The sequence below is a fragment of the Arthrobacter sp. CP30 genome (assembly GCF_053470025.1).
Genome location: NZ_JBQEMM010000008.1, coordinates 18,851 through 32,405, shown reverse-complemented (window position 1 = coordinate 32,405; position 13,555 = coordinate 18,851). Strand labels below are relative to the sequence as shown.

The window sequence follows — 13,555 nt, the reverse complement described above, 5'->3', positions numbered from 1 at the left end:
GCCTAGATATTCCATGCCGGAGCCTCTCCGCCCTGCAGACCGCCCTGCGCCCCGGTCTGCTCCCCGTGCGGGGCCGAATGCGGGGTCGGTCGTGGGGTCGCGAGGCTGCCGTCGAGGACGGTTGGGTGGCCCCCGAAGAACGTGGCCCGGACGCGGCCGGGCAGTTCGAGGCCGCGGAAGGGGCTGTTGCGCCCCTTGGTCGCCATCGTCGACGGGTCCACGGTCCAGCGGGCCGCGGGGTCGACGAGGATCAGGTTCGCGGGCTCCCCGACGGCGAGCGGACGGCCCTGGTGCGCCAGGCGGCCGATCCGTGCCGGCGTCGCCGAGGTGACCCGCGCGAAGCCCTCCCAGTCGAGCAGACCGGTCTCCACCATGGCGTGCTGCACCACGGACAGGGCGGTCTCGAGGCCCGTCATGCCCATCGCCGCCTGTGCCCACTCGCACTCCTTGTGCTCGCTCGGGTGCGGGGCGTGGTCGGTGCCGACGACGTCGATGGTGCCGTCCGCGAGGGCCGCCCGGAGCGCGTGGACGTCGTCGGACGTGCGCAGCGGCGGGTTGACTTTGTACACGGGGTCGTAGCTGCGGACCAGTTCGTCGGTCAGCAGCAGGTGGTGCGGTGTGACCTCGGCCGTCACGTCGATGCCGCGGGCCTTGGCCCAGCGGATGATCTCCACCGACCCGGCGGTGGAGACGTGGCAGACGTGCAGGCGCGAGCCCACGTGCTGGGCGAGCAGGACGTCGCGGGCGATGATGCTCTCCTCCGCGACCGCCGGCCACCCCGTCAGGCCGAGGACGGCGGAGACGTCGCCCTCGTTCATCTGGGCGCCCTCCGTCAGGCGGGGCTCCTGCGCGTGCTGCGCGATCACGCCGTCGAACGCCTTCACGTACTCGAGGGCCCGGCGCATCAGGACGGGATCGTGCACGCAGATGCCGTCGTCGGAGAAGACCCGGACGCCGGCCCGCGACTCTGCCATGGCACCGAGTTCGGCCAGGCGCTCGCCGCCGAGCCCGACGGTGACGGCGCCGACCGGCCGGACCTCGACCCACCCGGAGGCGAGCCCGAGGCGGTAGACCTGCTCGACGACGCCCGCCGTGTCCGCGACGGGCGAGCTGTTGGCCATGGCGTGGATCGCGGTGAACCCGCCGAGGGCCGCGGCCCGCGAGCCGGTCTCGACGGTCTCGGCGTCCTCGCGGCCGGGCTCGCGGAGGTGCGTGTGGAGGTCCACCATGCCGGGCAGCGCGACGAGCCCGTCGGCCTCGATCGTGACGGCGTCCGTGCCGGCGTCACGGCCGGCCTCCGGGCCGAGGGCGGCGATCACGCCGCCGCGGACGAGGAGGTCGGTGGGCGCGCCGCCGAGGAGCGAGGCGCCGCGGATGAGGTATCCGGCGTCGTCTGGACGGGGTGTGGTGTCGTGGCTCACGGAGTACGGCCTTCCGGGGTCGTGGCGGGCGGGTCGTCCTGGTCGGCGCGGCCGTCCGCTGCGTCGTCGTCCTGCGGGTCACCGGACAGCAGCAGGTAGAGGGCGGCCATGCGGACGGAGACACCGTTGCGCACCTGCGCCAGCACGGTGGACCGCGGGGAGTCGGCGGCGGCGGAGGAGATCTCGAGCCCGCGGTTCATCGGCCCCGGGTGCATGATCACGGTGTCGTCGAGTCCCATGGTGTCGAGCAGCGCCAGGCGGCCGTCGTCGAAGCCCCAGCGCCGCGAGTACTCCCGCGTGGACGGGAAGAACGCGGCGTTCATGCGCTCGGCCTGCAGCCGCAGCATCATGACGGCGTCCGGGCGCTCGGCGAGGGCGTCGTCGAGGTTGTAGAAGACCCTACAGGGCCAGCTGCCGACGCCGACCGGCAGGAGCGTGGGCGGACCCGCGAGGAGTACCTCGGCACCGAGGGTGGTGAGGAGCCAGACGTTGGACCGGGCGACGCGCGAGTGCAGCACGTCGCCGACGATCAGGACCTTCATGCCCGCCAGCGTGGTCCCCGCGGAGGGGGTGCCGGCGATCCGCGCCCAGTGGCGGCGGAGCGTGAAGGCGTCGAGGAGCGCCTGGGTGGGATGCTCGTGCGTGCCGTCACCGGCGTTGACCACGGCAGCATCGATCCAGCCGGACGCGGCCAGCCGTGCGGGTGCGCCGGAGGCCGGGTGGCGGATGACGACGGCGTCGGCACTCATGGCCTCGAGCGTCTGTGCCGTGTCCTTCAGCGACTCACCCTTCGACACGGAGGAGCCCTTGGCCGCGAAGTTGATGACGTCCGCGGACAGGCGCTTCGCGGCGGCCTCGAAGGAGATCCGCGTGCGCGTCGAGTCCTCGAAGAACAGGTTCACGACGGTGCGGCCGCGCAGGGCGGGCAGCTTCTTGATCTCCCGCTCCCCCACGGCCGCCATCTCCTCCGCGGTGTCCAGCAGGCGGAGCGCGCTCCGGGCCGAGAGGTCCTGCGTACTGAGCAGGTGCTTCACGCGCGGTCCTCGATGACGACCTCGTCGACCGGCGAGCCGCCGATCAGGTCGATCTCCGCGAGGTGCACGCGGACGCGCTCCTGGGACGACGTCGGGAGGTTCTTGCCCACGTGGTCCGCGCGGATGGGCAGTTCGCGGTGCCCGCGGTCCACGAGGACGGCGAGGCGCACCGCGCGCGGGCGGCCGAGGTCGGCGAGCGCGTCGAGGCCGGCCCGGATGGTCCGCCCCGAGTAGAGCACGTCGTCGACGAGCACCACGACCTTGTCGTCGATGCCCGACGGCGGCAGCTGGGTGGCCAGCGGGGAGCGGGTGGGATGGCGGCGGAGATCGTCCCGGTACATGGTGACGTCGAGCTGGCCGGTGATCAGGTCGGGATCGACCGTCGGGTCCACGGCGGCGATCTTCTGCGCGAGTCGCTGGGCGAGGGGGAAACCCCTGCGGGGGATGCCGAGGAGCACGAGGTCACGGGACCCCTTGTTCGCCTCGAGGATCTCGTGGGCGATGCGCGTGAGGGCGCGATCGATGTCTGCTTCTGCGAGAACGACGCGCTTGTGGATGCCGGATTCCGAGGCAGGCACAGTCATAACACGCTTCCTCCTTCCCCGCCTCACGGGACGGAATTTAAAGGCTGGTTGCGGGGTCAAAACTATCACAGCAGCGCCGACCCCTAGGGTTGCAGCATGGCTATGAACAACCCTGGACCCGGTGGCGGCGAGCCGCGCGACGTCGGCCACCAGCAGTACGCGCCCGATCGGCAGGACCAGGGCTGGTGGGGCACCACCACCGTCCGGCAGCACCGGCCCGCGCCCCTGCGTCCGGGCGGGCCGGCGTCCCGGCCCGTCTGGGACCAGCCCGCGCCCCGGCGGCGCGGAGTGCTCAACGTCATCCTGGTCGTTGTCGCCGCGCTCGTGGTGGCGGCCGTGCTGCTCCTGCTCTCGCTCTCCCTCGGGCCGTCGGCGTTCATCCTGTGCGGCATCCTCGCGCTCGTCCCCCTCGGGATCTGCCTGCTGGGACTGCGCTGGATCGACCGCTGGGATCCCGAGCCGAGGGGGGCCCTGCTGTTCGCCTTCCTGTGGGGCGCGGGGACCTCGGTGGTGGTGACCCTGCTCCTGGGGACCTATGTGGTGGAACTGCTGGGCAGTGCGCTGACCACCACGTCACCCGACCTCATCGGACCCGTACTGCAGGCACCGCTCGTCGAGGAGTTCGCCAAGGGCCTCGGCGTGCTGATCCTCGTGTACACGCGCCGCAGCCATTTCGACGGGCCCGTGGACGGGATCGTCTATGCCGGCACGGTGGCGGCCGGCTTCGCCTTCACGGAGAACATCCTCTACTTCGGCTCGGCCGTCGTGGAGTCGGGGAACGCAGCGGCGGTGGTGGGCGTGTTCATCCTCCGCGGCCTGTTCTCGCCCTTCGCGCACGTCATGTTCACTTCGCTCCTCGGCTTCGTGCTCGGATTCGCCCTCAGCCGCGGGGGTGGCAATGCGCGGATCCTCGGGGCGTTCGTGCTGGGGCTGATCCCCGCGATCGCGGGACACATGCTCTGGAACGGCGGCACTCTCGTGCTGTTCCACGATTTCTTCCTCTTCTACCTCGTGGTGCAGGTGCCGCTGTTCGTCGCCGCCGTCATCGCCGTCGTGCTCCTCCGCCGCTCAGAGCGCCGTCTGACGGAGTCACGCCTCGGCGACTACGCCCGCGCGGGCTGGTTCACCCCGGAGGAAGTGCGCATGCTGGCCACGCGGCCCGGGCGCTCGCAGGCCCTGGCGTGGGCGGGCTCGGTCGGTGCCCGGCAGGAGATGCGCGGGTTCATCCGCACGGCATCGCGGATCGCCTACACCCGCCAGCGGATGCTCGGCGGACGGCGCGACGCCGACTACGCGGCCGAGGAGCGCGTCCTCCTCGACGAGGCGACGCAGCGGCGGGCGCGCATCTTCCAGCTCGCGTCGACGCCCCGGTAGGTCCTCCCCGCGCACTCCGTTCGTCTCTGCGGGCGAGTCCGGACCGCAAGTCGTTCGGCGCGAAGCCGATGCGCCGGCCGCCCTACGCTACGCCGCCGCGCGCTCCGCCGGTGAGGGTCAGTCGAGCCAGTCCGGGCGGCCGGCGAGGCCCAACCGGTAGCGCGCCGCATCCACGGAGGGGCTGTGAGGTCCGAGGGCCAGCTGGAAGGTCCGCAGCTGCACGCGGGTGCGCTGCAACCGGAGGCGGTTTGCGAGCGAGCGGTCACCGCGGCCGGGCACCCCGGCGAGGGGTGCCACGGACGGTGATATGACCAGCGCTCCAGCGCTGGCGATGCCGCTGTAGAAGATCCGTTCCGCGCGGTTCAGCCCGTCCGGGGCTGACAGGAACGTGAGCAATTCGGCGGGGACGGGTTCGAGCTCGGGTTCCAGCGCACGCAGTGCGTCCGCGAGTTCCCGGCGGTTGACCGGGAGATCTTCCGCTCCCAGAGTCCGGGCGCTGCGGGACCAGTCGGCGACATAGGTGTCGGCCCAGTTGCGGCCGAACCGTGGGGCCAGGTCGTGGCCGACGGCTTCGTGGGCCCCGAGGAAGGCATCGGTGAAGGCCAGGTGCACCCATCGCAGGAGGGCGGGGTCGGAGGCGGAGTAGGCGCGGCCGTCGTCGGTGGTGCCATTGACCCGCCCGTGCATGCGGCGGACCCGAGCCGAGTCCCGCTCGGCGAGTTCCGCGGAGCCGAAGGTGGTGATGGTGAGCCAGCGCGCGGTCCCGGCGAGGCGGGCCCAGGGGTCACTGCGGTAGGAGGAGTGACGTGCAACACCGGCCATGGCGAGGGGGTGCGCACCCTGTCCGAGGAGGGCCGCGACGCCGCCGACCAGAGTAGAGAGGCCACCGTGGACCTGCCAGACGACGCCGTCGGGCTCGAACAAGCCGGGGCCCTCCCCGACCAGGGCGATGTCGCGCACCCAGTCAGGTGCACCGGTGGGGTCTCCGGAGACCCGGGCACGGAAAGCGCTGCGGACGCGGTGGGCCACTTCGGCGGGGCGCGGTATCGAGCTGACAGGCATGATGCTCCAACGACGGTAGGTCGGGTACGACGGACACCCCGGACAGGAATCTACTACGAAGCGTAGAACACCGCTCTGACACGGCGATCGACGCGAGGACCAGTGACGTCGTGGAGCCGACGACGGGATGCACCTGAGCAGAAGCACAGGGGTCCGGCCACACGAGCGACGATCAGCCGTCCGCGGTGAGCGGGTATCGACATGAACGAGTTGGGCCGTGCACCGGCACCCGGGGCCTGCCCGGCCCCAAGGCTGCGCGGCTCGCGCTACGACGCACGCCCTACCCGAGGAGCCTTCACTGCAGCACTGCGCGCCGACGTTGTCGCCGTCCTTCGCCTGCAGCCTCCGCCCACGGCCGCTCTGATGTGGCTGGGGATCTGCGTCAGCGTCGACCTGATCACCCCGGCCCTTCCGGTCCTGCTCGCCCGGACCATCGCCAGTGCTCTGGGCATCATCGCGTAGGCATCATCCCCTGCAGGTCGGTGAAGGGCTCGCCCACTCGGACGATGAAGCGGACAGTGGCCCCGGCTTCGATGTCGTGATGGCATGGACTGAGCGGGCGGCGACGAGCCGAGGATCCACCCTCGGGTGCGACGACGCGCGACCAAAGTGCGTCGTCTCCAGCGCTACGGTTCACCCAGCTCCTGCATCGCGATGATACTCATGACATTGCCGGAGGGGTCCGTGAACCAGGCGATGAGGGGACCACCGTGTCGATTCACCCCCTTGTCGTCGGTCATACCGTCGTAGCGTGCAAACACAACGCCCTTGGCCGCGAGCTCGTCGACAGTGGCGTCGACGTCCGGAACCGGGAAGTTCAGGACGGTGAACGACGCAGCCTGATGAGCTGACCCTTTCGGGTACACGAGCACATGATGATCACTCCCCAGATCGATCGAGAGCATTCCGTGTTCCTCGGTGATCGACAGTCCGAGTGATTCCTCGTAGAACACCCTCGCCTCGTGAAGGTCCCGCACCGAGAAGCCACTGAATGCTTTCGTCTGATCGATCATGCGGCTCAGTGTGACACTCCGGATGGGTGGCCACCAGAGTCGGACGTCCGTGGACAGCTCTCGGCAGACTCGGCAGACGGCCACGGGAACCGACGGGGGCCCGGACCACGGGACGCCCGTCCCACCGTGCGCGGCTGGAGCTGCCTGCACGGGCCGAGATTCCACCGGCTTCCGCACGGTCGCGCAGGTGGATCGAGGTCACTGCTTGATCAGCCTTCATCGGCTCGCGCGGTTGCTGATCGTGTTGTGCGGGCGGCCAGGCGTAGGGCGGCCGTGTTCGCGGTCACGATGAGAACTATCCCGACCGATTCCACCGTTCCCAGGTGCTCGTCGAGGAGTACCGCTCCGATGAGTGCGGCCAGCACCGGGTTGATGCTCATCAGGATGCCGAACACATTCGCAGGGATCCTCCGGAGGGCAATCAGGTCCGCCATGAATGGAACCGCCGAGGCGAGGACGCCGGCACCGATGGCGCAGAGCAGGGTGAATGCGTCCGGACGGCTGGTGACGAGGACCCAGCCGCCGATGGGCAGGAAGAGAACGGCGGAGACTCCCGTCGCTGTGGCGGTACCCTGTGCTCCAGGGATGCGGGAGCCGATGGTCCTGTTGAGCAGGATGTAGGCGGCCCAGCTACACGCAGCAATGAGGGCGAGCCCGATGCCCGCATAGTCCGTGGTGGATTGAGGCCGGCTGATCGCGGTGACGCCGGCTCCTGCGATGACAGCGCAGATCACACTGCTCCTGGTCCGGGCGCTGAGCAGGGCGACCGCGAGGGGCCCGCAGAACTCGAGGGTCACAGCCAGGCCGAGGCCGATGCGATCGATGGCCAGGTACAAGGTGAGGTTCATCGTCCCGAACACCAGCGCCAGGAGCAGGACCGGCCACCACTGAGCCCGGGTGAGGTCGAGCACCCGGGGTCTGACGAGCGGCAGCAGGATCGCGGCGGCGACGATCTGGCGGACAGCAACGACACCGAGCGGCCCGATGACCGGGAAAGCCAGAGACCCACTGGCCGCCCCGAACTGATTCGAGAGCGCACCGCCCAGAGCAGTTGCCAGACCGGTTGTGCGGTCACCCGCCGCGTGCTTCAGCTTTGTCATGCTGGAAGTGTGCAGAACCGCCACGGCCTGCTCACAATGCATGAATCCCATGATTGATGCGTTTGAGGCATGAGTAGGATTCAGGGATGGATATCGAACTGCGTCACCTTCGATCCTTCGTCAGCGTCATCGATACGGGCACTTTCACCGACGCCGGAATCGAGCTCGGTATCTCGCAGACCGCTGTCTCCCGCAATGTCGCCGCGCTCGAGTCCATCCTCCTGGTCCGGCTCCTGCACCGCACGACCCGGACCGTGGACCTCACTCCGGACGGTGAAAGGGTGCTTCGGCATGCCCGCCGAGCCTTGGCTGTCGTCGGAGACCTGCGCCAGGACGCCGTCGCCGGCTTGAGCACCCTCCGGGTCGGCTACGCATGGTCAGCCCTGGGCAGGCACACCCCCGAGTTCCAACGCCGATGGGCCGAAGCCCTCCCCCACCACGAGCTGCGACTGACCCGGATCAACACACCCACAGCAGGACTGGCCGAGGGGACGAGTGACGTGGTGATCCTGCGTCGGCTACCGGATGTGGCAAACCTCGACCTGGTCCTGATCGGTACCGAGAAACGCTATTGCGCAATGGCCGTCGGGGACCCCCTGGCGGCCAAACGTACAGTGACACTCGCTCACGTAGCTGCAGCTCCGCTGGCGATCGATCACCGGACCGGAAGCACCCAGCTCGACCTCTGGCCCGACGCCGGCCAACCACGCCAGACCATCCCCACCACCGACGTCGATGACTGGCTCACCGTCATCAGCAGTGGAAAAGCCCGTGGAGTGACCGCGCAATCGACAGCACACCAGTACCGCCGCCAGGGGCTCACCTACCGACCTATCCGCGATGCAGCACCCGTACCCGTCTACGCCGCCTGGACCCGGACCGACCCGCCAGCCATCCTGCAGGACATCATCGTGCTCCTCGCGGGCCTCTACCGCTGAGCCCGAAGGAGGTGCTGGCTGCATGGGACTCCTGCTACGACGGCGAGGGTGCGGGCTCCTCAGGTGGTCGTTCGCAGCTGCGCCGGGCGCGGGGGCACGTCCATGCCCTGAGCGGTCCGAGGTTCGCTCGTCCTCAACGCGCGCGGTGAACGTAGAGATCGCGGAGGAGCGCGATCTCGGCACCGTGGTGCAGGATCTCCTGGTTCATCCACCAGACGATCGAGGGAAACGTCTCCTCGGCATCACTGCCGTACGGGTAGCTGCTGAGGCCGGTCCGGTCGTCGTCGGACTCGGCGACCTGGAGTAGCGACCGGCGCCAGTCGGCCGCCGTTCGCCGGATCTGTGCAATGGCGCCGGCTGCATCGGCGGGGGATACGTAGGCAGCTCGAGTGAAGGTGCGATCACCGCCCAGATGACTGGCGCGGCCCATGAGCGTCTCGGACAGGTGATCGAGCCGCCAGGCGATCGTTGTGAGAGGCGGGGGCCACGGACTGTCGGGGGCTCCGTCCCGCCCCCACTCCCCTGCGCCGATCAGCTGTGCAGCGCCGCGTCCGGGACCGTCGGCACGCCGTCGCACCGACCAGCACCCGCCGACCGGTTCCCACAGGTATTCGGCGTCCGTCAGTACCGGGACGTGGACGTCCCGGTCGTCACCCGCCCGTGGCGGTCGCCCCCTGCGGTGGGGGCGGCGCGGGTGACAACACCTGGAAGGGAACGTCGACGGATGGACACGGGAGCTCGACGGTCCCGACGATCGAGGTCGGAGGGTCTACGACAGGTGATCCAGTTCCGTGGCCCTCCCACCGGCCGGAAGGTCCCATCGATCACGGAACGTGGCACTGTATCGCGGAGACCCACCACCCTTCGAGTGCCGGTCGGCGTCTATTCGTGGACGGGTTCACCGGTGACGCGGTGGTCGGCGTGGTTCATCCCCTCGAGGATGAGGCGGGTGAGGTGTCCGTCGATGATGCTGTAGATGACGTTGCGAGCTTGCTTGCGGGTGGAGACGAGCCCGGAGAGGCGGAGTTTGGCCAGGTGCTGACTGACCGCGGTGCGGTTCGCTCCGGTTCCGGCGACGAGGGTCCCGACGTCGGCCGAGCCCTGTGTCAGGATCCAGAGGATGTGCAGCCTGGTGGGGTCCGCTAGCATCTGAAAGGTCGCCGCACCTGCGGCCAGGCGATCCGCGTCGGGGTGGACCGAGTGCACCAGACTCGGAGTCATGGGGCGCACCCCCGTGACGTCCTCAGGCCTGACGTCCTCACCCGTGGACGTCCGGGAAGTGGTCGTGGATGCCCTCGACCGGTCGGCCTGTACGTCGCCCATGATGTTCCTGGCCCCCTGATCGCCCTGTTGATACCGGTGGATCGTCCCGAACGCCGTTGTCCGTCCCGCAGGTACGTCATCCACGTTACCGCCCTCCCCTACCCCTTACTGCCCGCGTTCGGTACCGTGCTGCGCCTTTTCAGCTGATTCGCCGGACGCCGCGTCGACAGATCCTTCTCCCTCAGCCTCCGCCGCCAACTGCGTCGAACCGTTCCGTGCAGGCGGCCCTACCTCCTCCTGTGGTCCGGAAGGGACGGTGGCGGGCCAGAGGACGAGCGCGGCGATCGTCCCGATGAGAGCACATGCCGCCAGGACCAACGCCACGGTCTCCTGCCCTGCGGCGGCGCCGACCCACCCGGCGAGGGGGTAGGCGAGGAGGAAGCAGGCGTGGGACAGCGAGAACTGGGCGGTGAAGAGGTAACTGCGGGTGTCGTCGGTCGCGACCCGGCGCAGTAGACGGGAGGACGGTGTGCTGATCATCGACGTGCCGATGCCGAGCAGCACCCACAGGCCAAGGAAGATCGCCCACGAGTTGTCGGTGAGGTGGATGCTGCTCTGTTCCGTGGACGCGAGGAAGGCCGCGGCGATCAGGCCCGCAATCAGGATCCACCCACCTGTCAGCATGAAGGTGCGGTCCGGGGTCCGTTCCAGGACCCGAGGTGCGAGGAAGGCCACCAGCATCGAGCCGACCCCGTAGAAGGCCAAAGCGATTGCTACGTCGGTGTTGGAACCGCCGAACAGGTCCCTCGCGTAGACGACGGTGTTGACCAGCACCAGAGCCGTTGCGGTGGCGACCACCAGGTTCAGTGCCATCAGGCCGCGCAGGGAGGGTTCCCTAAGGAAGATCCGGGTTCCGAGCGTGGTGCGGTGCAGCAACGAGCCCTGAGAGTGCGACGCCGGGATGGCCGGCAGCCGGGTCGCCAGGACCATCGCCGCGGAGACGAGGAATCCGATCATCGTCCCGACGAACAGGTTGTGGAAACTCATCACCGCCAGGAGAGCAGCCGCCAGCAGCGGGCTCACCAGGGACTCCAGGTCATAGGCAAGCCGGGACAGGGACAGTGCCTTGGTGTACTCCTTCTCCCCGGGCAGGACGACGGGAATCAGGGCCTGGAACGCGGGCGTGAACGTCGCCGAGGCGGATTGCAGGATGAACACGAGCACGTAGATCTGCCAGACCTGATCGATGAAGGGCAGACTCAACGCGATCGCCGCCCGCACCAGATCCGCGCCGACCAGGACACCCTTGCGCGGCAAGCGCTCGACCAGTGCCGCCATCACGGGGGCGACGAAGACATACGCGATCATCTTGATCGTCAGCGCCGTTCCCAGGACCGCACCGGCCTGTCCACCGGCCAGATCGAACGCGAGCAGGCCCAGGGCGACCGTCAACAAGCCAGTACCCAGTAGGGCGACCACCTGAGCGGTGAAGAGGTTGCGGTACGCCGTGCGGCGCAGAACAGAAAGCACGAGGGGGACCCATCTTCAGCAGGAACACGACCGCCAATGATACGTGCATTATTACGCACTGATGTATATGTGCCTGACTTGCGGGTCGGACGGTCCAGCCGAGGAACTAAAGGATGTCGCCTATCGCGCGCACACGAGTCGAGACAGGGTGCCCTACCGGCGGGTGGTGCACATGTCCTGCAGCGCTGCCTGAGATTCGGCCTCTATACCCCTCGTACCCCCTGCTGCCATCCGCCTGCTACCCCGGTCGCACGGTGTCCGAGCCCCAGGCGCAACGATTCCGACACTGTGACCGGGCGATAAAGCAACGCGATTCCAGCGATGTCGCGCTGCCCTGTTGAGTGTGTTCTATCGCACCGCTCTGCGACCAGTGTCAGAGCGCATCTCGATCCACGCGGGCCGCCCGAACCTCTCGCGCACGGCTCTTCTGGTCCATACAGCTGACCCAAACCGGGATTGGGAAGAAGCACGCCTGATCAACGCGGCCCTCGATCTTCACGCCGATGATCCGGCGTTCGGGTACCGCTTCATCGCCGACGGGCTCAACGCCGGTGTTACCCGTGTGGCCAGCGAGCGTCGCATCTGGCGACTGTGCTCAGCCAGCGGCATCCTCTCGGTCATCCACCGCAAACGGGTCGGCGACCGGCAGGCGGGCCCACCGGTCCACCGGTCCACGATGACCTGCTCGAGCGGAACTTCACCGCCACTACGAGGGACACGCGGTGGGTCACGGACATCACCGAGCAGCCTACCGCTGAGGGCAAGCTCTACCTCTGCGCGATCAAGGACCTGCACTCGAACCGCATCGTGGGCCACTCCATCGACGGGCGCACGAAAGCCTCCTGCGCGGTGGCAGCACTGGCCCACGCCGTGGCGCTCAGAAGCCCCTCGGGAACGGTCGTGCATGCGGACCGAGGTAGCCAATTCAGAAGCCGGACATTCGGCTCCGCGCTGCACGCGAACGGGCTGCACGGCTCGATGGGTAGGGTCGGTGCATGCGGTGACAACGCTGCCATGGAATTATTCTTCGCCCTGCTGCAAAAGAACGTCCTGAACCGCAAACGGTGGGAAACCCGGCAGGAACTCCGCCTGGCCATCATCACCTGGATCGAGCGAACCTACCACCGTCGGACACGGCAGAAAGCACTCGGCAAACTCGCCCCGCTTGAATTCGAGACAATCAACAACATGGCGCTAGCCGCCTGAAATCTATCAACCCACGAGTCAACCAAACCGTGGGCAGTCCCCCGCCCACGGCACCCGAGTAGGACCAAGCGCAGTCAACGCGGAACGGCCCACATCACCTCCGACAGTGATGACGGTGCCGCTGGTCAGAAAAGAGCTAGCTGAGCACCAAATCTCACTGAAGAAGTGCTGTCAGTTGAGGCGTTCAGTCAGGTGCACCGTAACGGTGTCGCCGAGCTCTTTGCCGAGCTTCCTCCGTAGCTTGACGCTGATCGAGAGCATGTGCCCCCCCCCCGATACCAGTGGGCAGGAGACCTGCTGTAAGCGGTTCACCATCGACGGTAGCGACGACCTTGATTGTCTTACCTGTTCCGAAGGATTCAACCGAGTCTGGCACCTCCACGCATGACCAGAGGTCACCTTTCACAATGACTCCGATCAGCGCGGAGAAGGCGAGATCGAGTGGACCGACTCTCGTACTCACAGTAGTTTCCTCATCGTCTCTGGTGGCGCGGTCCTTCAGAGGATATCGGGACGACGCCCGCAAGCGGATCCTTGTGCGGACAGCCAGTCGGCACCTACGAGATTCCGTCTCAGCGCTTTCAGAACGGAGCGAATCCGAGGAGAAGAGAGTAAAACCGTGCGCACAGTAGCCAGGCGAACCTCAAGGCAGCGAACAGAAGGCTTCCCTGGGAGGACCGTGTTTTGAGCGCAACCTCAGGCTCGAGGCAAAGGTAGATCAGCACGAGGAAGGGCGCGAAGAGTAGAACTGCGACAGCAAGCCGAAATGCCTGGGTGTCGCCGGCAACTTTAAGCGCAACACCCTGCTGGATCGTGATCCAGAACCAGGCCCCCAGGAAACCGGCGAACAGAACAGCCGCAGCAACCGACACGGCTTTCGTAGCATCGCCCTCTCTCACGATGCTCCACTCACTTCCTCGCTCATGCGAATTCCCCGGAACCTACTGCCACATGACCTGGGGACCATACTTCCCGCCTGCCCGGTCGATGATCCCCCGCCGTCCGCAGCACGATCCTCCAGCGGGATCCA

Annotated in this window: 15 protein-coding genes and 1 pseudogene; 5 read left to right on the top strand and 11 right to left on the bottom strand. The window is 68.0% G+C overall.

Annotated elements, in window-relative coordinates:
* Nucleotides 1–2 precede the first annotated feature (2 nt).
* The 3 genes from ACTIMO_RS11610 to pyrR are packed head-to-tail and all read right to left on the bottom strand — an operon-like array spanning nt 3 to nt 3,039.
* Nucleotides 3–1,421 (bottom strand): dihydroorotase, encoded by a 1,419-nt coding sequence (locus ACTIMO_RS11610; RefSeq protein ID WP_448182509.1) that lies wholly within the window; start codon nt 1,419–1,421, stop codon nt 3–5.
* Entirely contained in the window at nt 1,418–2,455 is a 1,038-nt protein-coding gene (locus ACTIMO_RS11605; RefSeq protein ID WP_055771311.1) for an aspartate carbamoyltransferase catalytic subunit, read from the bottom strand. Before ACTIMO_RS11605 ends, ACTIMO_RS11610 begins: the two co-directional genes overlap by 4 nt.
* The gene (pyrR, locus tag ACTIMO_RS11600) at nt 2,452–3,039 is read right to left on the bottom strand and encodes a bifunctional pyr operon transcriptional regulator/uracil phosphoribosyltransferase PyrR (protein ID WP_055771314.1); all 588 of its coding nucleotides are present in this window, start codon (nt 3,037–3,039) and stop codon (nt 2,452–2,454) included. The genes ACTIMO_RS11605 and pyrR overlap by 4 nt, the downstream gene beginning before the upstream one ends.
* A gap of 96 nt (nt 3,040–3,135) precedes the next feature.
* Between pyrR and ACTIMO_RS11595 the strand changes: the two genes are divergently transcribed.
* The gene (locus ACTIMO_RS11595; RefSeq protein WP_448182508.1) at nt 3,136–4,413 is read left to right on the top strand and encodes a PrsW family intramembrane metalloprotease; all 1,278 of its coding nucleotides are present in this window, start codon (nt 3,136–3,138) and stop codon (nt 4,411–4,413) included.
* Nucleotides 4,414–4,530: 117 nt separating this feature from the next.
* Here ACTIMO_RS11595 and ACTIMO_RS11590 read toward each other — a convergent pair whose 3' ends face one another.
* Nucleotides 4,531–5,475 (bottom strand): oxygenase MpaB family protein, encoded by a 945-nt coding sequence (locus ACTIMO_RS11590; RefSeq protein ID WP_448182507.1) that lies wholly within the window; start codon nt 5,473–5,475, stop codon nt 4,531–4,533.
* Nucleotides 5,476–5,676: 201 nt separating this feature from the next.
* Between ACTIMO_RS11590 and ACTIMO_RS11585 the strand changes: the two genes are divergently transcribed.
* Nucleotides 5,677–5,937: a hypothetical protein gene (locus ACTIMO_RS11585; protein ID WP_422389822.1), complete on the top strand. Its 261-nt coding sequence runs from the start codon at nt 5,677–5,679 to the stop codon at nt 5,935–5,937.
* A gap of 164 nt (nt 5,938–6,101) precedes the next feature.
* Here the strand turns inward: ACTIMO_RS11585 and ACTIMO_RS11580 are convergent, their stop codons facing one another.
* Together ACTIMO_RS11580 and ACTIMO_RS11575 are read right to left on the bottom strand one after the other, a co-directional pair.
* Complete coding sequence (locus ACTIMO_RS11580; RefSeq protein ID WP_055771324.1) at nt 6,102–6,488, bottom strand: VOC family protein; 387 nt, start codon at nt 6,486–6,488, stop codon at nt 6,102–6,104.
* 209 nt (nt 6,489–6,697) lie between these two features.
* The gene (locus ACTIMO_RS11575) at nt 6,698–7,588 is read right to left on the bottom strand and encodes an EamA family transporter (protein WP_082471511.1); all 891 of its coding nucleotides are present in this window, start codon (nt 7,586–7,588) and stop codon (nt 6,698–6,700) included.
* Between the two features lie 86 nt (nt 7,589–7,674).
* Here ACTIMO_RS11575 and ACTIMO_RS11570 point away from each other — a divergent pair, with 86 nt between their 5' ends.
* A complete protein-coding gene (locus ACTIMO_RS11570; RefSeq protein WP_448182506.1) occupies nt 7,675–8,526 on the top strand; it encodes a LysR family transcriptional regulator in 852 nt (283 codons plus the stop codon).
* Nucleotides 8,527–8,659: 133 nt separating this feature from the next.
* Here the strand turns inward: ACTIMO_RS11570 and ACTIMO_RS11565 are convergent, their stop codons facing one another.
* Both ACTIMO_RS11565 and ACTIMO_RS11560 read right to left on the bottom strand, forming a co-directional pair.
* Nucleotides 8,660–9,151 carry a DinB family protein gene (locus tag ACTIMO_RS11565; protein ID WP_448182588.1) on the bottom strand — a complete coding sequence of 164 codons (492 nt, stop codon included), beginning with the start codon at nt 9,149–9,151 and terminating at the stop codon, nt 8,660–8,662.
* A 257-nt stretch (nt 9,152–9,408) separates the two neighbouring features.
* Nucleotides 9,409–9,747 carry an ArsR/SmtB family transcription factor gene (locus ACTIMO_RS11560; RefSeq protein WP_422389826.1) on the bottom strand — a complete coding sequence of 113 codons (339 nt, stop codon included), beginning with the start codon at nt 9,745–9,747 and terminating at the stop codon, nt 9,409–9,411.
* On the opposite strand from ACTIMO_RS11560, the gene ACTIMO_RS11555 reads away from it, so the two are divergent.
* Nucleotides 9,746–9,868, top strand: coding sequence for a JAB domain-containing protein (locus tag ACTIMO_RS11555; protein ID WP_162237546.1), 123 nt, complete (start codon nt 9,746–9,748; stop codon nt 9,866–9,868). The genes ACTIMO_RS11560 and ACTIMO_RS11555 overlap by 2 nt on opposite strands.
* An 86-nt stretch (nt 9,869–9,954) precedes the next feature.
* Here the strand turns inward: ACTIMO_RS11555 and ACTIMO_RS11550 are convergent, their stop codons facing one another.
* Nucleotides 9,955–11,319 (bottom strand): MFS transporter, encoded by a 1,365-nt coding sequence (locus ACTIMO_RS11550; RefSeq protein ID WP_422389827.1) that lies wholly within the window; start codon nt 11,317–11,319, stop codon nt 9,955–9,957.
* Between the two features lie 451 nt (nt 11,320–11,770).
* Here ACTIMO_RS11550 and ACTIMO_RS11545 point away from each other — a divergent pair.
* Nucleotides 11,771–12,525: pseudogene (locus ACTIMO_RS11545) on the top strand (IS3 family transposase); the annotation flags it as partial.
* Nucleotides 12,526–12,696: 171 nt separating this feature from the next.
* On the opposite strand, the gene ACTIMO_RS11540 reads toward ACTIMO_RS11545, so the two are convergent.
* Both ACTIMO_RS11540 and ACTIMO_RS11535 read right to left on the bottom strand, forming a co-directional pair.
* Nucleotides 12,697–12,786: a DUF1905 domain-containing protein gene (locus tag ACTIMO_RS11540; protein WP_235498948.1), complete on the bottom strand. Its 90-nt coding sequence runs from the start codon at nt 12,784–12,786 to the stop codon at nt 12,697–12,699.
* A gap of 320 nt (nt 12,787–13,106) precedes the next feature.
* Complete coding sequence (locus tag ACTIMO_RS11535; protein WP_422389828.1) at nt 13,107–13,424, bottom strand: hypothetical protein; 318 nt, start codon at nt 13,422–13,424, stop codon at nt 13,107–13,109.
* Nucleotides 13,425–13,555 lie beyond the last annotated feature (131 nt).